Origin of the sequence: Bradyrhizobium vignae (assembly GCF_004114425.1) — a bacterium.
Taxonomy (GTDB): Bacteria; Pseudomonadota; Alphaproteobacteria; order Rhizobiales; family Xanthobacteraceae; genus Bradyrhizobium; species Bradyrhizobium vignae.
This window is the reverse complement of sequence record NZ_RDQF01000085.1, coordinates 1-22,796: the sequence shown is the minus strand read 5'-3', so window position 1 is coordinate 22,796 and position 22,796 is coordinate 1. Positions and strand designations below refer to the sequence as shown.

General features: G+C 64.6%; 29 protein-coding genes and 3 pseudogenes. 16 read left to right on the top strand and 16 right to left on the bottom strand.

What is annotated here, in order from left to right; genetic code table 11:
* Nucleotides 1–218: 218 nt before the first annotated feature.
* Nucleotides 219–653 (bottom strand): hypothetical protein, encoded by a 435-nt coding sequence (locus EAV90_RS36680; protein ID WP_129146209.1) that lies wholly within the window; start codon nucleotides 651–653, stop codon nucleotides 219–221.
* A gap of 469 nt (nucleotides 654–1,122) precedes the next feature.
* On the opposite strand from EAV90_RS36680, the gene EAV90_RS36675 reads away from it, so the two are divergent.
* From EAV90_RS36675 to EAV90_RS36665, 3 genes are all read left to right on the top strand, one after another.
* Complete coding sequence (locus tag EAV90_RS36675; RefSeq protein WP_129146208.1) at nucleotides 1,123–1,506, top strand: RidA family protein; 384 nt, start codon at nucleotides 1,123–1,125, stop codon at nucleotides 1,504–1,506.
* Nucleotides 1,507–1,649: 143 nt separating this feature from the next.
* On the top strand, nucleotides 1,650–1,910 hold the full coding sequence (locus tag EAV90_RS36670; protein WP_129146207.1) for a hypothetical protein: 261 nt from the start codon (nucleotides 1,650–1,652) through the stop codon (nucleotides 1,908–1,910).
* 199 nt (nucleotides 1,911–2,109) lie between these two features.
* A complete protein-coding gene (locus EAV90_RS36665; RefSeq protein WP_129146206.1) occupies nucleotides 2,110–2,361 on the top strand; it encodes a hypothetical protein in 252 nt (83 codons plus the stop codon).
* Nucleotides 2,362–2,448: 87 nt separating this feature from the next.
* Here EAV90_RS36665 and EAV90_RS36660 read toward each other — a convergent pair whose 3' ends face one another.
* Nucleotides 2,449–2,934: a J domain-containing protein gene (locus EAV90_RS36660; protein ID WP_129146205.1), complete on the bottom strand. Its 486-nt coding sequence runs from the start codon at nucleotides 2,932–2,934 to the stop codon at nucleotides 2,449–2,451.
* Between the two features lie 111 nt (nucleotides 2,935–3,045).
* Between EAV90_RS36660 and EAV90_RS36655 the strand changes: the two genes are divergently transcribed.
* The 3 genes and pseudogenes from EAV90_RS36655 (at nucleotide 3,046) to EAV90_RS36645 (ending at nucleotide 4,952) form a co-directional block, all read left to right on the top strand.
* Nucleotides 3,046–3,813: an SDR family NAD(P)-dependent oxidoreductase gene (locus tag EAV90_RS36655; RefSeq protein WP_129146204.1), complete on the top strand. Its 768-nt coding sequence runs from the start codon at nucleotides 3,046–3,048 to the stop codon at nucleotides 3,811–3,813.
* A 261-nt stretch (nucleotides 3,814–4,074) separates the two neighbouring features.
* Complete coding sequence (locus EAV90_RS36650) at nucleotides 4,075–4,323, top strand: helix-turn-helix domain-containing protein (protein WP_027572640.1); 249 nt, start codon at nucleotides 4,075–4,077, stop codon at nucleotides 4,321–4,323.
* Between the two features lie 107 nt (nucleotides 4,324–4,430).
* Nucleotides 4,431–4,952: pseudogene (locus EAV90_RS36645) on the top strand (collagen-like protein).
* Nucleotides 4,953–4,961: 9 nt separating this feature from the next.
* On the opposite strand, the gene EAV90_RS36640 reads toward EAV90_RS36645, so the two are convergent.
* Together EAV90_RS36640 and EAV90_RS36635 are read right to left on the bottom strand one after the other, a co-directional pair.
* Nucleotides 4,962–5,177 (bottom strand): hypothetical protein, encoded by a 216-nt coding sequence (locus EAV90_RS36640; protein WP_122406501.1) that lies wholly within the window; start codon nucleotides 5,175–5,177, stop codon nucleotides 4,962–4,964.
* A 94-nt stretch (nucleotides 5,178–5,271) separates the two neighbouring features.
* Nucleotides 5,272–5,541 carry a DUF2277 domain-containing protein gene (locus tag EAV90_RS36635; RefSeq protein WP_122401915.1) on the bottom strand — a complete coding sequence of 90 codons (270 nt, stop codon included), beginning with the start codon at nucleotides 5,539–5,541 and terminating at the stop codon, nucleotides 5,272–5,274.
* A gap of 126 nt (nucleotides 5,542–5,667) precedes the next feature.
* Here EAV90_RS36635 and EAV90_RS36630 point away from each other — a divergent pair, with 126 nt between their 5' ends.
* The 3 genes from EAV90_RS36630 (at nucleotide 5,668) to EAV90_RS36620 (ending at nucleotide 7,937) form a co-directional block, all read left to right on the top strand.
* Nucleotides 5,668–6,744: an alpha/beta fold hydrolase gene (locus EAV90_RS36630; RefSeq protein ID WP_122406500.1), complete on the top strand. Its 1,077-nt coding sequence runs from the start codon at nucleotides 5,668–5,670 to the stop codon at nucleotides 6,742–6,744.
* Between the two features lie 166 nt (nucleotides 6,745–6,910).
* Entirely contained in the window at nucleotides 6,911–7,264 is a 354-nt protein-coding gene (locus EAV90_RS36625) for a hypothetical protein (RefSeq protein ID WP_122406499.1), read from the top strand.
* A gap of 70 nt (nucleotides 7,265–7,334) precedes the next feature.
* Nucleotides 7,335–7,937, top strand: a complete 603-nt coding sequence (locus EAV90_RS36620) for an MSMEG_1061 family FMN-dependent PPOX-type flavoprotein (protein WP_122401914.1) — start codon at nucleotides 7,335–7,337, stop codon at nucleotides 7,935–7,937.
* Between the two features lie 217 nt (nucleotides 7,938–8,154).
* On the opposite strand, the gene bfr is transcribed toward EAV90_RS36620, so the two are convergent.
* From bfr to EAV90_RS36605, 3 genes are all read right to left on the bottom strand, one after another.
* Nucleotides 8,155–8,643, bottom strand: a complete 489-nt coding sequence (bfr, locus tag EAV90_RS36615; protein WP_025034463.1) for a bacterioferritin — start codon at nucleotides 8,641–8,643, stop codon at nucleotides 8,155–8,157.
* 132 nt (nucleotides 8,644–8,775) lie between these two features.
* Nucleotides 8,776–9,048, bottom strand: a complete 273-nt coding sequence (locus EAV90_RS36610) for a (2Fe-2S)-binding protein (protein ID WP_122401913.1) — start codon at nucleotides 9,046–9,048, stop codon at nucleotides 8,776–8,778.
* 162 nt (nucleotides 9,049–9,210) lie between these two features.
* Complete coding sequence (locus tag EAV90_RS36605; protein WP_122401912.1) at nucleotides 9,211–9,519, bottom strand: hypothetical protein; 309 nt, start codon at nucleotides 9,517–9,519, stop codon at nucleotides 9,211–9,213.
* A 153-nt stretch (nucleotides 9,520–9,672) separates the two neighbouring features.
* On the opposite strand from EAV90_RS36605, the gene EAV90_RS36600 reads away from it, so the two are divergent.
* Nucleotides 9,673–9,993, top strand: coding sequence for a hypothetical protein (locus EAV90_RS36600; protein WP_129146203.1), 321 nt, complete (start codon nucleotides 9,673–9,675; stop codon nucleotides 9,991–9,993).
* A gap of 210 nt (nucleotides 9,994–10,203) precedes the next feature.
* On the top strand, nucleotides 10,204–10,485 hold the full coding sequence (locus tag EAV90_RS36595) for a hypothetical protein (RefSeq protein WP_122401911.1): 282 nt from the start codon (nucleotides 10,204–10,206) through the stop codon (nucleotides 10,483–10,485).
* A 74-nt stretch (nucleotides 10,486–10,559) separates the two neighbouring features.
* Here the strand turns inward: EAV90_RS36595 and EAV90_RS36590 are convergent, their stop codons facing one another.
* On the bottom strand, nucleotides 10,560–11,786 hold the full coding sequence (locus EAV90_RS36590; protein ID WP_129146202.1) for a lytic murein transglycosylase: 1,227 nt from the start codon (nucleotides 11,784–11,786) through the stop codon (nucleotides 10,560–10,562).
* Between the two features lie 7 nt (nucleotides 11,787–11,793).
* Nucleotides 11,794–13,443 (bottom strand): energy-dependent translational throttle protein EttA, encoded by a 1,650-nt coding sequence (gene ettA / locus EAV90_RS36585; RefSeq protein ID WP_129146201.1) that lies wholly within the window; start codon nucleotides 13,441–13,443, stop codon nucleotides 11,794–11,796.
* Between the two features lie 234 nt (nucleotides 13,444–13,677).
* On the opposite strand from ettA, the gene EAV90_RS36580 reads away from it, so the two are divergent.
* Together EAV90_RS36580 and EAV90_RS36575 are read left to right on the top strand one after the other, a co-directional pair.
* Nucleotides 13,678–13,893: a hypothetical protein gene (locus EAV90_RS36580; protein WP_122401908.1), complete on the top strand. Its 216-nt coding sequence runs from the start codon at nucleotides 13,678–13,680 to the stop codon at nucleotides 13,891–13,893.
* Nucleotides 13,894–14,023: 130 nt separating this feature from the next.
* Nucleotides 14,024–14,986, top strand: coding sequence for a D-2-hydroxyacid dehydrogenase family protein (locus EAV90_RS36575; RefSeq protein ID WP_122401907.1), 963 nt, complete (start codon nucleotides 14,024–14,026; stop codon nucleotides 14,984–14,986).
* 49 nt (nucleotides 14,987–15,035) lie between these two features.
* Here EAV90_RS36575 and EAV90_RS40995 read toward each other — a convergent pair whose 3' ends face one another.
* The 4 genes and pseudogenes from EAV90_RS40995 to EAV90_RS36565 form a co-directional block, all read right to left on the bottom strand.
* Nucleotides 15,036–15,179 carry a hypothetical protein gene (locus EAV90_RS40995; protein ID WP_245509708.1) on the bottom strand — a complete coding sequence of 48 codons (144 nt, stop codon included), beginning with the start codon at nucleotides 15,177–15,179 and terminating at the stop codon, nucleotides 15,036–15,038.
* 177 nt (nucleotides 15,180–15,356) lie between these two features.
* Nucleotides 15,357–15,491 (bottom strand): annotated as a pseudogene (locus tag EAV90_RS41340) (NAD(P)-dependent oxidoreductase); the annotation flags it as partial.
* A gap of 83 nt (nucleotides 15,492–15,574) precedes the next feature.
* Nucleotides 15,575–16,003 (bottom strand): annotated as a pseudogene (locus tag EAV90_RS36570) (NAD-dependent epimerase/dehydratase family protein); the annotation flags it as partial.
* Nucleotides 16,004–16,155: 152 nt separating this feature from the next.
* Nucleotides 16,156–17,352 carry a L,D-transpeptidase family protein gene (locus EAV90_RS36565; RefSeq protein WP_164937261.1) on the bottom strand — a complete coding sequence of 399 codons (1,197 nt, stop codon included), beginning with the start codon at nucleotides 17,350–17,352 and terminating at the stop codon, nucleotides 16,156–16,158.
* 365 nt (nucleotides 17,353–17,717) lie between these two features.
* Here EAV90_RS36565 and EAV90_RS36560 point away from each other — a divergent pair, with 365 nt between their 5' ends.
* Nucleotides 17,718–18,497, top strand: a complete 780-nt coding sequence (locus tag EAV90_RS36560) for a hypothetical protein (RefSeq protein WP_164937262.1) — start codon at nucleotides 17,718–17,720, stop codon at nucleotides 18,495–18,497.
* 54 nt (nucleotides 18,498–18,551) lie between these two features.
* Here EAV90_RS36560 and sseA read toward each other — a convergent pair whose 3' ends face one another.
* From sseA to EAV90_RS36545, 3 genes are all read right to left on the bottom strand, one after another.
* Nucleotides 18,552–19,406: a 3-mercaptopyruvate sulfurtransferase gene (gene sseA / locus EAV90_RS36555; RefSeq protein ID WP_129146198.1), complete on the bottom strand. Its 855-nt coding sequence runs from the start codon at nucleotides 19,404–19,406 to the stop codon at nucleotides 18,552–18,554.
* A 186-nt stretch (nucleotides 19,407–19,592) separates the two neighbouring features.
* Nucleotides 19,593–20,006, bottom strand: a complete 414-nt coding sequence (locus EAV90_RS36550) for a rhodanese-like domain-containing protein (protein WP_018641027.1) — start codon at nucleotides 20,004–20,006, stop codon at nucleotides 19,593–19,595.
* Nucleotides 20,007–20,115: 109 nt separating this feature from the next.
* On the bottom strand, nucleotides 20,116–21,291 hold the full coding sequence (locus EAV90_RS36545; protein ID WP_122401902.1) for a vWA domain-containing protein: 1,176 nt from the start codon (nucleotides 21,289–21,291) through the stop codon (nucleotides 20,116–20,118).
* A gap of 174 nt (nucleotides 21,292–21,465) precedes the next feature.
* On the opposite strand from EAV90_RS36545, the gene EAV90_RS36540 reads away from it, so the two are divergent.
* Nucleotides 21,466–21,711, top strand: a complete 246-nt coding sequence (locus EAV90_RS36540) for a GlsB/YeaQ/YmgE family stress response membrane protein (RefSeq protein WP_129146197.1) — start codon at nucleotides 21,466–21,468, stop codon at nucleotides 21,709–21,711.
* Nucleotides 21,712–21,816: 105 nt separating this feature from the next.
* On the top strand, nucleotides 21,817–22,659 hold the full coding sequence (locus tag EAV90_RS36535; RefSeq protein ID WP_091879457.1) for an AAA family ATPase: 843 nt from the start codon (nucleotides 21,817–21,819) through the stop codon (nucleotides 22,657–22,659).
* Nucleotides 22,660–22,796 lie beyond the last annotated feature (137 nt).

Sequence of the window (22,796 nt, the reverse complement as noted above, 5' to 3'; positions counted from 1 at the left end):
TCAAGGCTTCGGTGGGCATCGATCCGATCGATCGGCAGCCCAGCTCGGGCGGCCACCCGAGCTGGGCCATTCCTCACGGAACGAGGCCATTCTAGTCCGGTGCGCTAAAACAAGGGTGGGCAAAGCGGAGCGTGCCTACCAACTTCGTCACCGCGAACACAGGAGAGGAATGGTGGGCACGGCGCTTGCGCGCCTTTGCCATCCTACCGCACCGTGCCCTACCGCATCGTGATCGCAAGCCCGCTGAGATCCGCATTCGCCATCAGCCCAACCTGCGTGCCCGTCAGCTCCAGCACCGCGCCCTTCTGGTTGGTCAGCACGATGGCGCGGGCGCCGGAGCCGACCGCAAGGCCCGCACCGGCGGCGCCGTAGACGCCGGCGACGTCGGAGGGGCGGTTGATGTTGGAGACGCGGCCGCGCAGCACGGTCTTGGATCCCCCGAACACGAGGCCGTAGTCGAGGCCGCCGGTGGAAAGCCCGTAGCTGCGGCCGCGGAAGTTGAGCACGCCCGAGCCGCCCGACCCGCCGATGATCCAGCCCGCCTTGTAGATCGTCAGCGTCACGAAGCCGCTGTCGGCCTGTGCCGCGGTCGAGAGGCCGGCCAGCGCGGCAATGGCGAGGCATGCGGCGCGAAAGGTGGATGCGAGCTTCATGGGGTCTCCGGGGGCTGTTTTTCAAGGGGGGGGAATCGAATCAGACGCAGCGAATCTATCCGATCGATCGCGGCGGCAACATGATGGGGTGCGGCTGCGCGCCCCGGATAGCCTCGTTCTCCGTCACTGCGAGCGCAGCGATCCAGAATGTTCGCCGCGGAGCCAGCCTGGATTGCTTCGTCGCAAGAGCTCCTCGCAATGACGGGGTCAATGGCCCGTCCTCTCACCGCGGGCGGGCCGCGCGGGGGAGAGGCGAAGCACTGCACAGCACGCCAACCGCCACGATGCCATCTTGCTCCTGTTTTGCCCGACGGAGCAAGTTGATTATTTCGCTCTTTCCGAATTTTAAAAATCCTAATGATCTCCGCACGATCGCTACTGTGCATGGGGTTGTTTTCGTACTTTTTGTTTGGAGCGCGCCGCTCCTGCCGTTACGCTCATAGGTCTTAGCCCTTCCTGAGGTGAGCCCATGCCGATCCAGCATTTCGCGCCCCCGCCGCACGTCAAGGCGCCGCCGCTGTCGTTTGCGACGCGCGTCGGCGACCTCCTGTTCGTCTCCGGCATTCCCGGCTTCGATGCCAATGGCGCGCTGCCCGACGGTTTCGAGGCGCAGTTCGCCAACGTCGTGGTCAACATCAAGCGTGTGCTGGGCGAGGCCGGCGCCGGCACGCACGATCTCGTCAAGGTCAACGTGCTGCTGACCCGCGCCTCGGATGTCGCCGTCATGAACGCGCTCTATGCCGGCGCCTTCGGCCCGCCGCCCTACCCGGCGCGGACAACGTGCGTGGTGCACGCGCTGCCCGATCCGAAGATGCTGATCGAGATCGAGGCAGTCGCGTCACTGGCGCGGTGAGCGTGTTGCTTGTCGGGCACGCGGCCAAACCAAATGCTTGGGGAGCAGCTGACATGTCCGTGAACGGCGGCTCCCCGGCTTGCAAAGGACCTGCTTTTACCGCACGAATTTTCAGATCCCACTTCCCCACAAGGAGATACTTCATGCGTCGCGTTTTCGCGCTCTGTGCCGTTGCCGGCATTGCTAGTTCCGTGTTCGCCGTGCCCGCATCCGCGAAGGTCGGCTATTACGTGATCCGCTGGGACAACACCGGCATCTGCCAGGTCTGGAACGAGGACCTGCAGTACAAGCCGTTCCAGATTGGGGTGTCGACCTACAAGGTCGTCAGCAAGCCGCTCCCGACCTTCCAGCAGGCCTCCGACCTCCAGATCCAGATGCGCGCCGAGCGCCGCTGCACGCTCTGAGCTCAGGCAGGAGATCGCATTTCAAGGGCGGGTCGCGCGAGCGATCCGCCCTCGTCTTTTCCTGCCCGCCTTGTTTGAACCCGATCAGCGCGAGCCGCTACTCACATCTTGTCCGGGGCGCATCCCCCAAAGGCGTCCCGCACCCTCCTCCCGTCATTGTCGGGAGGCGCATCACATCATTCATTTTGAGGAGCTGATCATGCGTCGTCTTTCCATGCTGTGCGCTGCCGCCGGTCTCGCCGTCACTGCGTTCGTCGCTGCGAGCCCTGCCGAAGCCAGCTATCATCTGATCCGCTGGCACGACACCGGCTTCTGCCAGATCTGGGACGAGAGCATCCCGACCACACCGTGGCCGGCCGGCTATCACCGCGCCAGCGCGACCGTGCCGACCTTCATCGACGCGCTCGCGGTGAAGGATTCCGCGCTGAAGAACGGCCACTGCAGCTGGTAACCATTCGATCGGCGGACGAAGAGCCGGGCAAGGACTCGCATCCTCGCCCGGTTTTTTTGTGTTGCGCAAGCGGGAGCTGACGCGCGCTCACGCGTCCTTGTGCGCGCCGGGATGAATCAGGATGTCGCGCGCGTCGGCGAGGTCGATGAAGGCGTCCGCGCTGCCGCCCTGGTCGGGATGCAGGCCCTTGGCGGCGCGGCGATAGGCCCGGTTGATTTCCTCGCAGGTGAGCTGCACGGCGAGCGGCAGGCCGAGCATCTTGCGGGCGCGATCCTCGCTGGACAGCTGTTTCGGCATGGCGTTGCGGCGGCCGAAGCGCGGGACACTCAGATCATGCACGACATCGAGCACCACACCGAGACGGCGCTGGGCCGCCAGCATCACGCCGTGCTCGTCATTGTCCACGGCCTGGCGCAGCACCGGAAGCGCCTGCTCGGCGGCCTGGCGCAGCGTGAGGTCGCCGCTCATCCGCGCGATCTCCGCCAGCAGCCGGCCGGCCTCCGCCCAATCGGGCGAGTGCGCCGACCGAAGGCGTTCCAGAGCGAGTTTCCAGGAGTCGAGCCGTTCCATCATGCGCGCAACGTGTAGCAATGAAGATCAGTATGCCAAGGCCGCCGTTTCCGACCCCTTAATTTCGAGTTAGCTTTTCGTGAAACTTCGAAAAGAAATCGGGAGGAATATGTCATGGCCTTGCTCGCAAACCACATCGCCGTCGTCACGGGTGCCGGCTCCGGCATCGGCCGGGCGATCGCCGCCGGATATGCGCGCGAGGGCGCCGAGGTCGTGCTGCTCGACGTCAACGCCGAGACGGTGGCAGAGGCCGCGCAGGAGATCCGAACATCGGGCGGCAAGGCCGAAAGCTTTGCGCTCGACGTGACCCGGCGCGAGGATTGCTTCGCGCTGGCGAAGCAGGTCGAAGGCAAGGTCGGACAGGTGTCGATCCTCGTCAACAATGCCGGCATCACCCGCCGCAACGCCTTCACCGCGGAGACCGAGACGGTGGCGAAGGACTGGAACGACATCATCTCGCTCAACCTCAACGGCATCTTCAACATGACGCAGGCGTTCCTCGCCCCCTTGCGCGCCAGCAAGGGCCGCATCGTCAATATCGGCTCGATCCAGTCCTTCGTGCATCTGCGCACGCCGAGCTCGGCGGCCTACACCACCTCGAAGCACGGCGTGCTCGGCTTCACCAAGGCGCTCGCGGTCGAGCTCGGCAAGGAGGGCGTGCGCGTCAACGCGATCGGGCCGGGCTTCATCGAGACCAACATCAACGCCAATGTGCGCGCGACCAATCCGGCGCTGGTGCAGGCCTTCGTCGACCACACCCCGCTGGCGCGCACCGGCAAGGCGGAGGACATCGTGGGACCTGCGATCTTCCTCGCCTCGGATATGTCGGCCTATGTCACCGGAACGATCGTGATGGTGGACGGCGGGTATCGCACGGTGTGAGGCACGACTCACCCATCCGCATCTGCTGTGATGCACGTTTGCGCGGGCATCACACGCGTGATCGGCACGAGATAGGTCCGCATCGCGATGCATCTCCCACCAATCGCGGCGGCTTCGCGGCATTCCTGAGGTCAATTGGTGCGATCGTCCCCGGTTAACCCTTCATTAACCAAACCCGACCACCGTGGATCTACGGCTTGGGGGTCGTTGGTTCTCGATCCGCTTCCAACGATGGAAGCGGGCGTTGGTCGGGAGGTGTTGATGACCACTGTTCACGTCGCTGCGTCCGAGCCGGACGCACAGTTCCTTGCTCCAAACCAGATCGTTCCGCTTCTGATCGGCGCCACCGTCGACGAGGTCGAACGTGAGCTCGTGCTCCAGACGCTGGCGCGCTGCGACGGCAACCGCACGCGCGCCTCGCGCGTGCTCGGCCTGTCGGTGCGCACGCTGCGCAACAAGATCAGGCTCTATGCCGCCTCCGGCATCGACGTGCCAGCCTATCAAGACTAGCACGTGCGACGGCGTGCCGATTGATGTTGACCGATCTCACGCGCGCAGAATTGCTGCTGTCGTCAAACGCCGCTAAGTAGCTTGCTTCGGGTGCAGGGAGCAGTGGCGTGGCAGACGATCAGGGACGACGGCAGGGACCTCCGGGCCCGCGCGGGCGGCAAGGCGAGCCGGGACGGCCTGGACCGCAGGGTCATCCGGGCCGGCGCGGCCCCGACGGGGCGCGCGGCAAGCCGGGGCCGCAGGGCAAGCCGGGACCGATCGGCAAGGCCGGCCCGCCTGGCAAGCCCGGTCCGCAAGGCAAGCAGGGCGAAGCCGGCCCACGCGGAGCCGCCGGACCACAGGGACCTCTCGGACCGCAGGGGCCGGCGGGGCCGCAAGGCGCGCGCGGCGAGCCGGGTCCGCCCGGCCAATAGCCATCGATCGAGCAAGTGCTGCCGTGGCTCGACCAGCTCTTCGACGCCTGGGACGAACGCCGCCGCCAGCGCGAACGCGAAGCCGCCGAGCGCGATGCGCTCGAGGCCGCCGTCCAGGAAACCGGCGAGGCAATCGTCGATGACGAGAGCGATGACGGCGAAGATCACAAGAAGACGAAGAAGAAGAAAAAGAAGAAGCACGCTCCCAAGGGCTAGCGGGCGAGGCTATTTCGACCGGTTCTCAGGCCGCGGCAGCATGCCCATGCGCTCGAACTGCCAGCGCATGGCGCGATACCAGAGATAGCCCACCGCCGCGCCGCACAGGCCGAGGATGATCACGTGTGCGCTCGAGAACGAGCCGCTCCACCACATCATCCACGCGGTCCATAGCATCGTGAAGACGATGGCACCTGCTTTCAAAGGAAGAAGGGGGCGGCTCATGGTCGTGCTCCGGGCGATCAAAACCCCGGCCGCCAGCATCGCAAGTTGACGCAGCAGATACCGTGAGCCAGATCACGGAACGCGTTGCTCGCGCTCACGAGCCGAAGCGCAGCCTTGAGCGTTCCTTCGCCTTTTCCGCCTCAACCTCGCGGTCGCGCGCCGGCGCATGCGTATGCAGCGACGTCAGGAGTTTTCGTGCGGCCTCAGAGACCTCGGCCACCGCACGCTCGAACGCCACCTCGTTCACCTGCGACGGCTTGTTGAACCCCGACAGCTTTCGCACGAACTGCAGCGCGCTGGCATGGATCTCATCCTCCGTCGCGGGCGGCTCGAAGTTGAATAGTGTCTTGATGTTGCGGCACATGCAGGATCTCCCGGTGTCAGCCTGAAAGACGATCGGCCGAGCCGAAATCCTACATCCCTCCCCAGACTTCTGCTAAATTCCACCGCAACGCGGCCGCCGACCATGAGCCGCATGGGGGAAATGAACATGAGAGCTTGTCGCGCGGCGCTGTCTGCCATCCTGCTGTCCCTTTCGACGCTGGCTATCTCCACACCGGTCTTGTCCGCCGATTACCCGCCCCCAAAGCAGGGAGACTGGATCGCCAGGGATTTCAAGTTCCACACCGGCGAGATCATGCCGGAACTGAAGCTGCACTACACCACTGTCGGCGAGCCCTCAGGCCAACCGGTGCTGGTGCTGCACGGAACAGGCGGCTCGGGTGCGGGCATGCTGACTCCCTCCTTTGCCGGCGAGCTGTTCGGCGCGGGGCAGCCGCTCGACGCTTCCAAATATTACATCATCATTCCCGACAATGTCGGCCACGGCAAATCGTCGAAGCCGTCCGACGGACTGAAGACGAGCTTCCCGAAATACAACTACGACGACATGGTCGAGGCGCAATATCGCCTGGTGACGGAAGGCCTCGGCATCAAGCATTTGCGGCTCGTGATCGGCAATTCGATGGGCGGCATGCACACCTGGCTGTGGGGCGAGAAATATCCGGACGCGATGGACGCACTGATCCCGATGGCCTCGCAGCCGACCGAGATGGCGTCGCGCAACTGGATGCTGCGGCGGATCATGCTCGACACCATCCGCAACGATCCCGACTACAATGGCGGCAATTACACCAGCCAGCCGCGCATGATGAAATACGCCATCACGGCGTACGGCATCGCGAGCATCGGCGGGACGCTCGCCTATCAATCGCAGGCGCCGACCGCGGCCAAGGCCGACAAGATGGTCGACGAGCGTCTTGCAGCGCCGATCACGGCGGATGCCAACGACTTCGTCTATCAGTGGGAGTCCTCGCACGACTACAATGCCTCAGAGAAGCTGGAGGCAATCGAAGCGTCGCTGCTGCTGATCAATTCCGCCGACGACGAACGCAACCCGCCGGAGACCGGAATCACGGATGCCGCCATGAAGCGGGTCAAGAACGGGCGCCTGTACCTGATCCCGGCGAGCACCGAGACGCGCGGCCACGGCACCACGAGCAACGCCAAATTCTACGCCGAGCATGTCAGGCAATTGCTGCAATCCGCGCCGCAGCGCGCGATGTAGGGATCACCAAGAACACGCCCATATCGCAATGCATCATATGCGGCGCTCCGCCGCCGCATATTATTTGAGCATGCAATGCGCTGACAGCTCGGGCTTAATCGTCTTAACAGTCGAATCGGCGCGCGGACGAATCATGCGCGAATGGCAAGACGCGACGAGGAGGATCATGCACAGGCTGGCACTGTGCATTTGGCTGGCTGCAATGACGGCGCTGACGAGCGCCGCGTTCGCATTCGACAACGGGCAATATGATCACGTTCCGCCGGATATCCGCGCCTGGTTCAAGAGCGTGATCGCGCCGAATGGCGTGCCCTGCTGCGACATCTCCGACGGCCATCGCACCGACTACGACGTGCGCGGCGGCGCCTATTGGGTACCGATCGATGGACAATGGATCGAGGTGCCTGAGCGCGCCATCATTCGCGATCGCGGCAACCCGGTCGGGCAGGCCGTGGTGTGGTACGTCCATCACCGCGGTGCCGTCATTATCAGCTGCTTCGTGCCGGCGGACGCAGTTTAGCGCGTTTGATCTCGTTGGCTGAACGCGCCTGATCGGATAGCTTCGGCCAAACTGAAGCGGAGGCACGCCGTTGAACGATCTGAGCGCCGAAGACCTCGCCACCATCTATGCCAAGCCGAGCCCGCGCGTGATCGCGAAGGCACGGCCCGCGATCGATGCGCATGCGAAGAAATTCATCGAGATGTCGCCGTTCTGCGTGCTCGCGACATCGGGAGCGGACGGGAGCGTCGACGCTTCGCCGCGCGGCGGCGGCATCGGCTTCGTCCGCGTCGCCGGCCCCAACCAGCTGCTGATGCCCGACCGCTCCGGCAACAACCGCATCGACAGTTTCCGCAACGTGGTCGAAGGCTCGGGCTTCGTGCACCTCTTGTTCTTCGTGCCGGGCATCGACGAGACGCTGCGCGTCGGCGGACGCGGCACGCTGTCGGCTGACCCGGAACTGCTCGCCTCGATGGTGGAATTCGGCAAGCCTCCGCGCGCGGTGTTGAATGTCGCGGTCAGCGAGGTCTATTTCCATTGCGGCAAGGCGCTGATGCGCTCGAAGCTGTGGTCGTCGGAGAAGGTGCAGCGCTCGGTGATGCCGAGCATCGTCACCGTCATTCACGATCAGACCGGCCTCGGCGAACCGGCGAGCCAGGAGACCGTTGAAGAAATCTACAAGACGCAGCTGTAGCTAAGGCATGATCCGGAAAAGTGCGAAGCGGTTTTCCGGAAAGATCATGCGTAAACACAAGCTAAAGCGCGATGACGATTCATCCAAATCTCATCGCGCTTTAGAAGTCCGTCATTCCCGGGCTTGTCCCGGGCATCCACGTCTTCGTCGTGCGGCAATACCTGGATGGCCGGGTCAAGGCCCCGGCCATGACGAATGGAGGGAGCCGGGCCGGAGCTTAATGCCCGTCGCCCTCGAGCCCGCCGACGTGCTTCTGGGTGTAGAGCTCGAGGCCGATGCGACCGATCAGATCGAGCTGGGTTTCGAGGAAGTCGATGTGGTGCTCCTCGTCGCTCATCAGCTTCTCGAACAGGTCGCGCGTGACGTAGTCCTTGACGCTGTGGCAGTAGGTCGCCGCTTCTTGATAGAGCGCCCGGGCGCTCATCTCGGCGGCGAGGTCGCACTCGATGATCTCCTTGACATTCTGGCCGATGCGCAGGGGATCGAGCACCTGCATGTTCGGAAAGCCGTCGAAGAACAGGATACGCTCAGTGAGCTTGTCGGCGTGCTCCATCTCCTCGATGGACTCCTTGCGCCAGACCTTGGCCATGTCGAGCAGGCCCCAATTGTCGAGGAAGCGGTAGTGCAGCCAGTACTGATTGATCGCAGTCAACTCGTGACGCAGCGCCTTGTTGAGATAGTCGATGACCTTTGCGTCGCCCTGCATGGTTCACTCCAGCTTTCGCAGTCCAAATCGGCCCTAACCGAATTTAGAACGCTTCTAAATGACTTCGCGGACGAGAGCAACCAGCCACGCGGACGCAGCCGGGGGAAAGCTCAGCCGGTGTTGTGGAAGTTTTTAGCAGGCTGCGAGGGCGAACTGCGCGGGTTCGGCCGTCTCGTCATTGGCAGGCACGGTGTGGCTATGAGGACAGCCGGCGCAACAGGACTGGGCGCAGGGGCCGAGGGCTTCGTCGATGATCGTCTTGATGGTCCGGGCACAGCGACCGCATTCGGCGCTACAGCCGAGGCATCCGTAGACCTGCTTGGCATGGCGCACGGCGTCCTCGGACTCGGCGACGGCGGCGCGGATATCATCATCGCTCAGCACGTTACAGGAACAAACGATCATGGAAGCGGAAGGTCCTTCGGTGATGCGCCATCATCGATATTTAACAGGCTGGCCGGATGCAAAAGGAAAAACTGGTATTTGAAGCTATTCCAAACTGGCCCGGTCGACAGCCTAGAACGGCTCTAAAACGAGCTGTTGCGCTGGATCAAGATTGCGGGGGTTCTAATCGCCACCTCCGCCTCCTCCACCATCGCCGCCACCTCCGCAATCCCCGCCGCTGCTGCCGCCATCGCTGCTGGAACAACTGCCGCCGTCAGTCGCGCTCCCCAAGTTGTCGCTGGAGAACCAGCTTCCCAGCGAGAAGCCGTCACTCGTCCCGGAATAACTGTCGCTGCCGCTGCTCCCTCCATCGCTACCGGCCGCTGCGCGGGAGCGCCGTCCGCGATTCTGGAGGTGGATGAACCAGCCGTAGCCGATCGCGAAGACGATTCCGGCAGCAATCAATGCATTGACCATCGCGTTGCCCATCATCGTCTCCTTGGCGGAGTTGCGTCCATGTCAATTGGTCGTCGCCGGCGAAGGCGCCGTTCATTGATCATTCAAGCGAATTGTGGAACTCTGCTCCCAATTGTGGAACTCTGCTCCCAAAGAGTTCCCGCGTGATTGTGCGAAAAGGTCAAGCCGATGAAGAAGTCGCTCCTGGCAGTTGCCGCCGTCGCCACCCTGGCGCTGACGGCCGGAACACCCGCCCATGCCCAGCGCGGCGTCGCCGCGGGCGTGGCCGCCGGGATCATCGGCGGCGCGATTGTCGGTGGCGCGCTTGCCTCTCCGTATTACTACGGACCCGGCTATGGCTATTATGAACCAGGCTACTACCCGCCGCGCTACTACGCACCGGGCCCGGGCTATGTTGCCGACGACTATTACGGCGGCTGCGTCTGGCAGAAGCAGCGCTTCTGGGACGGCTATGCCTGGCGCGTCCGCCGTGTCAGAGTCTGTGGCTAAGTCGCCAGGACCGGCTCACCACGGATGGGCCGTTCATCTCGGAGCCCGAAAAAGACCGCTTTTTCTCGTCACAGCTCCGTGTGCGTTTACCGTGGATTGACCATTTGCGCGCTTGCTAGCCCAACGGCCAATTCCATCAGAGTGTGCGTGAACCTTTGAAACCCGGGCACCTCTAACAAGGGGAGCCCATCTCCCAGGAGAGCCCTGAGCATGAAGAAGACTTTAGTTGCCGCCCTCACGGTTGCGACGGTTGCCGGTTCGCTGGTGACCGCCACCCCGCCTGCCAAAGCCGGTGACGTCGGTGCCGGCATCGCGGCTGGCCTGATCGGCGGCGCGATCGTCGGCGGCGCCATTGCGTCGAGCCGTCCCGCCTATGGCGGCCCCGTCTATGTCGCCGAGCCCGGCCCGCCGCCCCCGCCCTGCTACTGGCGTCGTGAGCGATATTGGGACGGTTACGGCTGGGTCGTCCGCCCGGTCCGCGTTTGTTACTGATCTGATCGTTACGCGCGCGCCGCGATCGAAGCCCGGCCGAGCATCTCGGCCGGGCTTTTTCTTTTGCTGCTCTGCTATCGCGCAGCCTGGATCGAGCGCAGCACCTCTTCGCTGGGCCAGCAATCGACCTTCAAACCCGCCGACTTCTGATAGGCGCCGAGCGCTGCGCGTGTCTGCATGCCGGCCTTGCCGTCGATCTTGTCCCTGTAGAGCCCGATACGCGTCAGCCCGCGCTGCATGGTCTCGACATCCTTGGTGCGCAACTGCTTGGACGCCGACCAGGGCGTTGCAAACGGCAGCGGGCTCATCATGCGGTCGCTGAGATGGCCGACGAACAGCACGTAGAGATCGGAGAAATTGTATTCCTTGATAACGAAGTAGTTCTTCGTGGTCAGGAACGACGGGCCGTAGATGCCCTCCGGCTGGAGCAGCGAGGCTGGCTGGGCCTGCTCGGCCGCGCTGAGCTTTTGCCCACGCACCGGCACAAAACCTTCGCGCAGCCACTGGCCGATCGGCTTCGTCACCTCCGGCGCGCCAACCGTGCAATCGACGTTCGCCGGCGCCTGCACCTCATAGGCCCAGCGCAGGCCGCTTTGCCAGCCCTTGTTGACGAGCTGCTGCGCGGCCGAGGCCAGCGCATCCGGCACGGAGTGCCAGATATCGATACGGCCGTCGCCGTCGAAGTCGACGCCATGCTTGTAGTATTCCGAGGGCAGGAACTGCGTCAGCCCGGTGGCACCGGCCCAGGACGAACGCATGTCCTTGCGCGTCACCACGCCTTCTCCCAGGATCTTCAGCGCGAGGACGAATTCGTTGCGATACTGGTCCTTGCGGCGGCCGACATAAGCCTGCGTCGCCAGCACGCGGACGAGATCGTAGGGCAGCGTGTAGCGGCCATAATCGGTCTCACGGCCCCAGATCGCGAGCATGACGGTGGCAGGCACGCCGGAGCTTCTCTCGATCCCGGTCAGTGCCGTGCCATATTTCTGCAGCAGTCGCTGTCCCTCGCCGGCCAGCCGCGCGATCGAAGCTTCCTTGACGTAGTCGGCCGGGACCTGCACGAACTCGGCCTGCGAGGGCGCGCCGGTCGCGGGCCGTCCGGGCAGGATCAGATCGGGCAGCTTGTAGTCGGGCTCGAGCCCGCGCGTCTCACGCTCGAATGTCGCGCGCGAGACGCCGGCCGCCTGCGCCTCCGGCCAGAGCGAATCAACGAACTGCGTGAAGGCCGCGTCGGCAGCGTGGGCGGACGACCAGCCGCAGGTGACGACGATCGCGGCCGCGATGAGCGCCCGCCGCATCATGCCGGGATCACCGCGTCAGCTTTTTGTACTTCACGCGATGCGGGATGATGCTGTCCTGGCCGAGCCGGCGCATCTTGTCCTTCTCGTAGTCCTGGAAGTTGCCCTCGAACCATTCGACATGGCTGTCGCCTTCGAAGGCCAGGATGTGGGTCGCGATGCGGTCGAGGAACCAGCGATCGTGGCTGATGATGACGGCGCAGCCGGCGAAGTCCTCCAGTGCCTCCTCGAGCGCGCGCAGCGTGTCGACGTCGAGATCGTTCGTCGGCTCGTCGAGCAGCAGTACGTTGGCACCGGACTTCAGCATCTTGGCGAGATGCACGCGGTTGCGTTCACCGCCGGAGAGCGCGCCGACCTTCTTCTGCTGGTCCGCGCCCTTGAAGTTGAACGCCGAGCAATAGCCGCGCGAGTTCACTTCCTTCTTGCCGAGCAGGATCAGCTCGTTGCCGCCGGAAATTTCTTCCCACACGGTCTTCTTGCCGTCGAGTGCGTCGCGCGACTGGTCGACATAGCCGAGATGCACGGTCTCACCGATCGTGATTGTGCCGGAGTCCGGCTGCTCCTGGCCGGTGATCATCCTGAACAGCGTGGTCTTACCGGCACCGTTGGCACCGATCACGCCGACGATGCCGCCCGGCGGCAGCTTGAACGTGAGATTGTCGATCAGGAGACGATCGCCAAAACCTTTGCTGAGCCCTTCGAAGTCCACCACGTTGGTGCCGAGCCGCTCGGCGACCGGGATGATGATCTGCGCGGTCTGGGTCTGCTTCTCGCTCGCCTTCTTGAGCAGCTCCTCATAGCGCTGATAACGCGCCTTCGACTTGGCCTGGCGCGCCTTCGGCGAGGACGCCACCCATTCCTGCTCGCGGGCCAGCGTCTTCTGGTGCGCAGCGTCCTCGCGGCCCTCCTGTTCAAGCCGCTTCTGCTTCTGCACCAGCCAGGAGGAGTAGTTGCCCTCATAGGGGATGCCGCGACCGCGGTCGAGCTCGAGGATCCAGCCCGTGACGTTGTCGAGGAAGTAGCGATCGTGGGTGACGATCAGGATCGCACCGGGATAGTTGCGCAGGTGCCCTTCCAGCCACGATACGGATTCCGCGTCGAGATGGTTGGTCGGCTCGTCCAGCAGCAGGAGCTCGGGCTGGTCGAGCAAGAGGCGGCACAGCGCGACGCGGCGGCGCTCACCGCCGGAGAGTTTGGTCACGTCGGCGTCGTCGGGTGGACAGCGCAGCGCGTCCATGGCCTGGTCGACCTTGCTGTCGAGATCCCACAGGCCCTGCGCCTCGATCTCGTCCTGAAGCTTGGTCATCTCCTCGGCGGTCTCGTCCGAATAGTTGACGGCGAGCTCGTTATAGCGGTCGAGGATCGCCTTCTGCTTGGCGACACCCTGCATGACATTCTCGCGCACGGTCAGCTTGGGATCGAGCTGCGGCTCCTGCTCGAGATAGCCGACGCGGGCACCCTCGGCGACCCAGGCCTCGCCGGTGTATTCCTTGTCGAGGCCAGCCATGATCTTGAGCAGGGTCGACTTACCCGACCCGTTGACGCCGAGCACGCCGATCTTGGCGTCCGGATAGAAGCTCAGGTGAATATTGTCGAGCACCTTCCGGGTCGGGTAGCTCTTGGTCAGGCCCTGCATGAAATAGATGAACTGGCGCGCCATCGGTCCCGTGAAACCTTCGATTTGAGGAAATTTGCTTGCCGCCGATGTAACGATCCCGCCCCCAAAGGGCAACGTTTTCCGTCCGTTCACCACGGATGAATACGGGACGGACACCATCCGGCCACCGATCCGGACAATTGAAACCATTTTTTAATAAAGCAGGCCAAAGCTCGGTTTCGCGCGGAAACAGCGCCACCCGCTCAGAACGAACGGGCAGCACAGCGAGGCCGCATCATGGCTCTGATCGAGACCAACTCTCTTCCTGTTCCGGCGGCAGCCGGGCACGTCTCCGGGTTCGCCTCGGAGATCAAAGCCTTCTGGAAGCGTTTCGTCACCACCGCCTTCAACCCGTATCGGCCCGAGCTGCACTACATGCGCGGCCCCGGCCCGGCCTGGCGCGCCAAGCACGGCATGGATGCGCCGTTCCGCCTGAAGCCCCGCGACCGTTGATCCCCTCTTTCCTGTCGGACTTTTGAAGACCTCGGCGGCTTGCGCGCCGTCCTCATTACGCGCAACCATGGTCCGGTTCCGACGAAGGCGCCCCGCTCGCGCCGTCACCTCTCGCCATGGATGAACGCTGATGACGCGGCTGCGCTGTGCAATTCTCGACGACTATTTCAACCTCGCTCTCGATGTCGCCGACTGGCCGAAACTATCCGACCGCCTTGACGTCACCGTGTTCAGCCACCCCTTCGCCTCCGAGCAGGCGGCAGCCAGCGCACTGGCCGATTTCGAGATCGTCTGCGCGATGCGCGAGCGCACCGCGTTTCCCAAGAGCCTGTTTGAGAGCCTGCCGAAGCTGAAGCTGCTGCTGACCTCAGGCATGCGCAACGCTTCCATCGATATGGAGGCTGCGAAAACGCGCAATGTGGCCGTGGGCGGCACCCAATATTCCCGCGATCCGACCGCGCCGCTCGCCATGGGCCTGATCCTGGAGCTGACCCGCGGCATCGGCCGCGAGAATGCACGCATGCATGCCGGCGAGCCCTGGCAGAGCTTTGCCGGCGTCGAGATCGAGGGGATGACGCTCGGCATCGTCGGGCTCGGCAAGCTCGGCAGCAAGATGGCTGGGATCGCGAAGGCGTTCGGCATGAACGTGATCGCCTGGAGCCCGAATCTCACGCCCGAGAAGTGCAGGGAAGTCGGCGTCGGCTACGCTACCAAGGAGGAGCTGTTCGCCAAGGCCGACATCGTCACCATCCACGTGGTGCTGAGCGAGCGTTCGCGTGGCCTCGTCAGCCGCGCCGATCTCGCGCGGATGAAGCCGACGGCCTTCCTCGTCAACACCGCGCGTGGGCCGATCGTGGACGAGCAAGCGCTGCTCGAGGCGCTGCAGCAGCGCCAGATCGCGGGCGCCGGCTTGGACGTGTTCTCGATCGAACCGCTGCCGGCCGGCCATCCCTTTCGCAAGCTCGACAATCTCGTGCTGACGCCGCATCTCGGCTACGCCACCACCGATGGATTGCGCATCCATTACGGCCAGATGGTCGAGGCGATCGACGCCTGGACCAGGGGCAGCGAGCTGCCGCGGCGGCTTGCCTGAAACGCGATGAGGCCGGGGATCAACCGTCATCGCTCCCTCACATAGAAGCTCAAGCCGCCGTGCGATGGACCGCGGAATGCCTCGCAGCGTCGACGAAGCCGTCTCGCCAGGAGGGATGGGCCGGCAGCCAACCGAGCTCGCGCTTGGCCTTGGCATTGGAGGCCCCGCGCACCTCGGTCATCATCGCAACCATGTGTTCGCCCGCAAGCAGTCGCCCGAGCCACGCCGGAACGTGAAGCGGGGGTTTGGCGTCAAGGAACTCGGCGAGCGCCGGCAGCCAATCCCTGACCAGTGCCGGATGGTCGTCGACGATGTTGTAGATGTTGCCAGCGCGTCCGCGCTCGACCGCAGCCACGGTCGCTGACGCAGCGTCTTCGGTGTGAATGAACGACCAATGTCCGCCGCCATCGCCGATAACCGGCACTCGCCGCCGGCGAAGCTGATCTTGCATCGCCGGCGACAGCGTGCCGGTTTCCGGGCCATAGAAGAATCCGTAGCGCAACACGATGCCTTCGGGTGCAGACGATGCCGTACGGTTCGCTCCAGATACCGGATCGCCTCGAGTGTACGCCGCAATTCTTCCGGAGGATTCGGCTCAAGTTCGTCCGCTTCCGTCTTGATCGCTCCGCCATCGCGGCTGAAGGTCCAGCCACAGAAGCTCTGTGCAATGAAGCGCTTGGCACCGGCCTCTCGCGCGGCCGCGAGCAGAATGTCGATTCCGCGGGTCCGCAACTCGTTGGTCCGCGCGAACGCGCGATCGAAATGCCGCAGATCCGTGGCGGCGGCTAGATCGGTCATCTGATGGATGACCACATCAGGCCTTGCCGCGATTACGGCCGCGCGCATGTCCGCCGCGTCGAGGCCGTCGGCAATGACGGGTTCGGCGCCGAAATTCTCGAGCATGCCCGTTTTCGCCGCGCTCCGCGTCGAAGCGACGACCGAGTGGCCGCTGGCAAGAAGGAGAGGGACGAGCTGACGGCCCACGGCGCCAGTGGCGCCCGCAACAAAGATTCGCATCCTGTGCTCCTCGCATTCGCTGCAATCAGCCGGGACGTAGTCGGGCCGGGCGTGGATTCAAGCGAGCGGAGGCGCGAACGAGCATGCGTCAAATGAGTGCGGCGCGTGGCCAAAGCACACGCGCCGCCGATTGGTCGGTTCTGCGAGCCGGTTTAGCGCACCGTCACCGGCGCGGGGAGCGGCGGCACCACCGTCGGCTGGGTGCCGGGCACCGGACCGGCCTGCGCGGCCATCGGAGCCGGACCGGCGGCACCGGGGGTCGGCGCAGCGGACGCAGTCGCCGTTCCCGGCGACGGGCCGCCCGGCAGCACCACCACGCGGGTGCCGACCTTGACGCGGTCGAACAGGTCCGAGACGTCCTCGTTCAGCATGCCGATGCAGCCGGAGGACACGAATTTGCCGATCGTCGAAGGCTGGTTGGTGCCGTGGATGCGATAGACGGTCGAGCCGAGATACATCGCGCGGGCGCCAAGCGGATTGCCGGGGCCGCCGGCCATGAAGCGCGGCAGGTAGGGCTGACGCTCAATCATCTCGGTCGGCGGATGCCAATCCGGCCACTCGGCCTTGCGGGTGATCTTCTGCACGCCAGTCCAGGTGAAGCCGTCGCGCCCGACGCGGACGCCGTAGCGGACCGCGCGGCCGTTGCCGAGCACGTAATAGAGGTAGGTGTTGGGCGTATCGACCACGATGGTGCCGGCCGGCTCCTTGGTCTGGAACGCAACTTCCTGGCGGCGTAGATTCGGCGGCAGCTGCGCCGGCGCAGCATCCGGCTGCTCCTCGGGTGGCAGCGAGGCAACCGTCATCGGCCGGCCGTCGGCGCCAACAGGCGGCTGGCCGGACTGCACCGCTCCGGTCGCGGCCGGACCACCGACTGCCTCCGGCGGACGCAGGCCATCGTTGGCCGGCGCCTGAGCCGGACGGTCGGCGTAGATCACCGGCGGCGGACCGGCGGGCCGGCCATAGCGGGGATCGTCGGGCGACATCACGGGGCCCTGGGGCGGCGCCGCCGAATAGACCGGCGGAGCGCCAGCCGGACGGCCATAACGCGGATCATCCGGCGACATCACCGGCCCCTGCGGCGGGGCGGCCGAATAGACCGGAGGGGCGCCGGCCGGGCGGCCGTAGCGCGGATCGTCAGCCGGACCGGGCGGCGGCAGCGAAGCCTGCGGCATCGCCTCGTCGTCTTCGTCCAGCGCGTCGAAATTCGGCATGCGGTCGCCGGGCCGATATTCGGCCGGGGTACCATAACCTGGCGCCTGCTGGACCGGATAGCTCTGAGCCTGAGCGAGCGAGGTCCCCGCCGCAGCGACTGTCGCGGCAGCGCATATCGTCAGAAAGTGTTTGATCATCATCGCTCTTGTATAGTCCCCAAGCCCGATCGGACCGTTAACGGCCAGATGACGGAAGATAGCGGCACATTCAAGACATATCGGGCTTATTTGCGCCGGATTGGCCGATTTGTGATCCGCAAGACTACCGTTGCCCCGTTGCATCACGGGGCTGAAATCGTATCGCGGCATCAATTGCCGCGATGTTCGGCCGCGATTTTAACAGAACGATGCCGAAGCGTTGCGATATGGTCGAATCAGCCTGATTCGCCACCTTTTGAGCTCGGATCCGCGTGGCGAACGCGGCAAGCAGTACCGTCACCGCGTTCAGATGGCTCTTTGGCCCCGGCCACCTCGCCGCCGGGGCGGAAATTCGCAATCGCTCGATGCTTCCCGGCTTTCGCTTCCTGTTTGCCGCGATCCTGCTGTCAACCTCCATCCTGGTGTTCGGCCTAGGTGCCGCCGCGCTGCTGCGGGCGACCCATCAGCAGTATGTCAGCAACCCCTCCTGGCGGAACGGGCCGCAGGAGCAGGTGTTTGCGCAGAGCCCCGAACCGGCCCAGCCGGTGCTCGCGGTATTGCGGGCCGAGCCGGAGGTGCCCGCCGAGACCACGCTATCGCTGCGTGACCAGGTGCCGACCATTGGATTGCCGGCGAGCGAGCCCGAACAGGTGGCCGCGCTGGCCACCGAGACCGCCGTTCAGCCGCAGGCCACCGCGCCTCTGGCTGAAGTCCCGGCTGTCGAACCAGCTGAGCCCGAAGCGACGGTAGAGGCTGCACCGCCAACGGCCACCGACACGCTCACCCCGGCCGACACCACGGCGTCGATTGCAGCGGCCCAGCCCGCCGCAACGAACAGCGAGCCGGCGCCGCCCGAGCCCACTGCCGCCCTCGCCTCCCCGGCGGTTGATACCGCCTCCGCGAAGCTGGCCGTGCTGAACGATCCGGCGACGACGGCGGTGAAGGCTGCGCCGGCGAAGGCCAAAGCCGAGAGCAAGAAGCCGGACAGCAGCGCATCGGACAGCAAGGCGGCCAAGCGCAAGGCGAAGGCGAAGAAGCGGCACCGCGTGGTGCGCCGCCCACCGCCTCAGCAGGTGCAGCAGCAGCTCGATCCATTCGGTCAGCCGCAGGCGTTCACTGCGACGGCGACGGCGCGCACGCGCTGATCTTCACCTCTCCCCGCAAGAACGGGGCGAGGCAGCGCACTGTCATCGTGGCGACTACGCCGGCCCGGTCGCGATCGGCGGGCCGCCGGCCTGACCCCATTCCGACCAGGAGCCGTCATAGAGCGCGGTGTCGGTGATCCCCAGGCGATAGAGGGCGAGCGTGAGCACGCCCGCGGACACACCGGAGCCGCAGCTCGTCACGATGGGCGTGTCGAGCTTGACGCCGGCATTCGTGAAGGCGGCGCGGAGATCGTCGAGCGGCTTCATCTCACCGGTCGCGGCATCGAACAGCAGATTGTAGGGCACGTTGCGGGCGCCCGGGATGTGGCCGGAGCGGATGCCCGGCCGCGGCTCCGGCGCGCGCCCCTCGAAACGGTCGGCGGCGCGCGCGTCGATCACCTGCTCCTTGCTGCTTTCGAGATTGGCGATGAGCTGCTGCATGCTGCGCACGCGTTTTGAATCATAACTCGCCTTGAACGTCGTAGGCTTGGGCTTCACCTCGCCGCTCTCGACCGGACGCCCTTCGGCGCGCCACTTCTTCAGGCCGCCATTGAGGATGCGCACATTGCCGTGGCCGAAGGCCAGGAACATCCACCACGCGCGGGGCGCTGCAACCCAGCCGCCGGCATCGTAGAGCACGACCGTGTCGCTGTTTCCGATGCCGAGATTGCCGACGTCGCGGCCGAACTGCTCGGCGCTCGGATACATGTGCGGCAGCGGGTTGGAATGATCCGACACCGCATCGACGTCGAAGAACACCGCGCCCGGCAGATGCGCGGCGAGATAGTCGTCCTTCGGCAGCGGCAGCACGCCCGGCAGCTTGAAGCTGGCATCGAGAATCTTGATGTTGGCATCGCCCATGTGGGCGGCGAGCCATTCGGTGGAGATGAGGGGGTCGGTGGCGGTCATATGATGTCTTTCTTGTCGTTCCGAAGTTGAGGCAATGCGCATCGAACTCCGCTGTCATCGCCCGGCTTGACCGGGCGATCCAGTATTCCAGAGGCGGTTGTGATTGAGCCGAGAGGCCGCGGCGTACTCGATTCCCCGCTTTCGCGGGGAATGACAGAGGAGAATGGCGCAACAGCGCAGCACTTCTCACCCCTTCTTCTTCGGCTCCCATTGCTCGGTCGGGCCACCTGCGTCACGCCAGGCGGCGTAGCCGCCGGCGATGTGGGCGACGGGCTTCAACCCCATATCCTGCGCGGTCTTGGCCGCGAGCGCGGAGCGCAGGCCGCCAGCGCAGTGGAAGACGAACTTCTTGTCCTCCTGGAAGATCGGCTTGGCGTAGGGGCTCTGCGGGTCAATCCAGAATTCGAGCATACCGCGGGTGCAGGCGAAGGCGCCGGGGATGCGGCCGTCGCGTTCGATCTCGCGGGGGTCGCGGATGTCGACGATGACGACATCGCCGTTCTTGGAGATCTCGATGGCGTCCTTGGCGGTCAGCGTCTCGATCTCGGCATTGGCCTCGTCGATCAGCGCCTTGATGCCGCGGGTAATGGTCTGGGGCATGGGGTCTTCCCTTCTTCTTCCGTCGTTCCGGGGCGATCGCGAAGCGAGCGAACCCGGAACCTCGAGATTCCGGAATTCGCGCTGCACGCGCCCCGGAATGACAGCAGCGCTAATGCGTCAATTCCTTCATCGCACTTTCCAGGCCTTCGATCGTGATCGGGTACATGCGGCCCGCGAAGATGCGTTTGATGATGGTGGTGGATTCCGAATAGTCCCAGTGCTTCTGCTGCACCGGGTTCAGCCACACCGCGTGCGGATAGGTGCGGATGATGCGGTCGAGCCAGACCGAGCCCGGCTCCTCGTTGACGTGCTCGACCGAGCCGCCCGGCACCATGATCTCGTAAGGCGACATCGAGGCGTCGCCGACGAACACGACCTTGTAGTCGTGCGGGTATTTGTGCAGCACATCCCAGGTCGGCGTGCGGTCGGTGAAGCGGCGCTTGTTCTGCTTCCACACGCCTTCATAGAGGCAGTTGTGGAAGTAGAAATACTCCATGTGCTTGAACTCGCTCTTGGCCGCCGAAAACAGCTCCTCGACCTGCTCGATATGTGCGTCCATGGAGCCGCCGATGTCGAAGAACACCAAGAGCTTCACCGCATTGCGGCGCTCGGGGCGCATGTGCACGTCGAGATAGCCGTGATTGGCGGTCTCGCGAATGGTGGTGTCGAGATCGAGCTCGTCGGGCGCGCCGGTGCGCGCGAATTTGCGCAGGCGCCGCAGCGCCACCTTGATGTTGCGGATGCCGAGCTCGACATTGCCGTCGAGATCCTTGAACTCGCGCCTGTCCCACACCTTCACGGCGCGATTGTTGCGGTTCTTCTCCTGGCCGATGCGGACGCCCTCGGGGTTGTAGCCGTAGGCCCCAAAGGGTGAAGTGCCGGCGGTGCCGATCCACTTCGAGCCGCCCTGGTGGCGGCCCTTCTGCTCCTCGAGGCGCTTTTTCAGCGTCTCCATGAGCTTGTCCCAGCCCATGGCCTCGATCTGCTTCTTCTCTTCCTCGGTGAGGTATTTCTCGGCGAGCTTCTTCAGCCATTCCTCGGGGATCTCGGCCTTCTCCATGGCGTCGAGCAGGCTTTCCAGCCCCTTGAAAACGGTGCCGAAGACGCGGTCGAACTTGTCGAGATTTCGCTCGTCCTTCACGAGCGAAGCGCGCGACAGATAGTAGAAATTCTCGACCGTGTAGTCCGCGAGGTCAGCGTCGAGCGCCTCCATCAGCGTGAGGTATTCGCGCAGCGTTACGGGGACCTGCGCATCGCGCAGAGAGGTGAAGAATTGCAGGAACATGGGTGACAGATTGCCCGTCGGGTGGCTGGCGTCAAGGGGCGGCGCTTCACCTCTCCCATAGGGGCCCATAGGGAGAGACGAAGCAGGATCACGACCGCGGTGATTCAGCATGGACCAAAGGGCTTTTTGCTCTAGAATTGCCGGCCTCAAGGGGTTGTTTTGGGGACGTTTGCAATGGGAATTGTCGCGGCGCTGATCATCGGCGCGATCGCAGGCTGGCTCGCGGGCAAGATTGTCCACGGGGCGGGATTTGGGCTGATCGGCAACATCGTCGTCGGCATCATCGGCGCGCTGGTCGCGAGCTGGGTGCTGCCGCAGCTGCATATCGCGCTCGCCACCGGCACGGTTGGCGCCATCGTGGACGCCACGATCGGCGCGGTGATTGTGCTGGTGATCCTTTCGCTGATAAGACGGGTCTGAAAGCCTGACCGAACCAGGAACGGCCGCGCTACGCGGCCGTTCCCATGTCGCGACCGGGGCGATGAAAGTGGCGATGCCTCGAACGACGACCAACAAGGACGCGCGATGAAATTTACCGGCACCAAGGACTATGTTGCGACCGACGATCTCAAGGTCGCCGTCAATGCCTCGATCGTGCTCGAGCGCCCGCTCCTGGTGAAGGGCGAGCCCGGCACCGGCAAGACGGTGCTGGCGGAGGAAGTGGCGAAGGCGCTGAACGCCCCGCTGCTGACCTGGCACATCAAGTCCACCACCAAGGCGCAGCAGGGCCTGTACGAGTACGACGCGGTGTCGCGTCTGCGCGACAGCCAGCTCGGCGATGCCCGCGTCTCCGACATCAGGAACTACATCAAGCGCGGCAAGCTGTGGGAAGCCTTCACCAGCGAGCAGCGCCCGGTGCTCTTGATCGACGAGATCGACAAGGCCGACATCGAATTCCCGAACGACCTCCTGCTCGAGCTCGACCGCATGGAATTCCATGTCTACGAGACCGGCGAGACGATCAAGGCCAAGCAGCGCCCGATCATGATGATCACCTCCAACAACGAGAAGGAGCTGCCGGACGCGTTCCTGCGCCGCTGCTTCTTCCACTACATCAAGTTCCCCGACGCCGACACGATGGGCCGCATCGTCGACGTCCACTTCCCCGGCATCAAGAAGCGCCTCGTCGAGGAGGCGCTCCGCATCTTCTTCGAGGTCCGCGAGGTGCCGGGCCTGAAGAAGAAGCCATCGACCTCGGAGCTGCTCGACTGGCTCAAGCTGCTGCTCAACGAGGACATGAGCGTCGAGCAGCTGCGCGAACGCGACCCGCGCAAACTGATCCCGCCGCTGCACGGCGCGCTCTTGAAGAACGAGCAGGACGTGCACCTGTTCGAGCGGCTGGCGTTCTTGAGCCGACGGGAAGTGTAGGGCGCGGTGCCGTAGCAACCATTAGATTCGCCCGATCGCTGAGGGTAGCATGACGCCGTGCTTGCGGCCGTCAAGGCGTGGCCTGGCGGCAGCGGAGATGGAGTTGAGGCCAGGGCGACGGCCAGCCTTTGACGGCC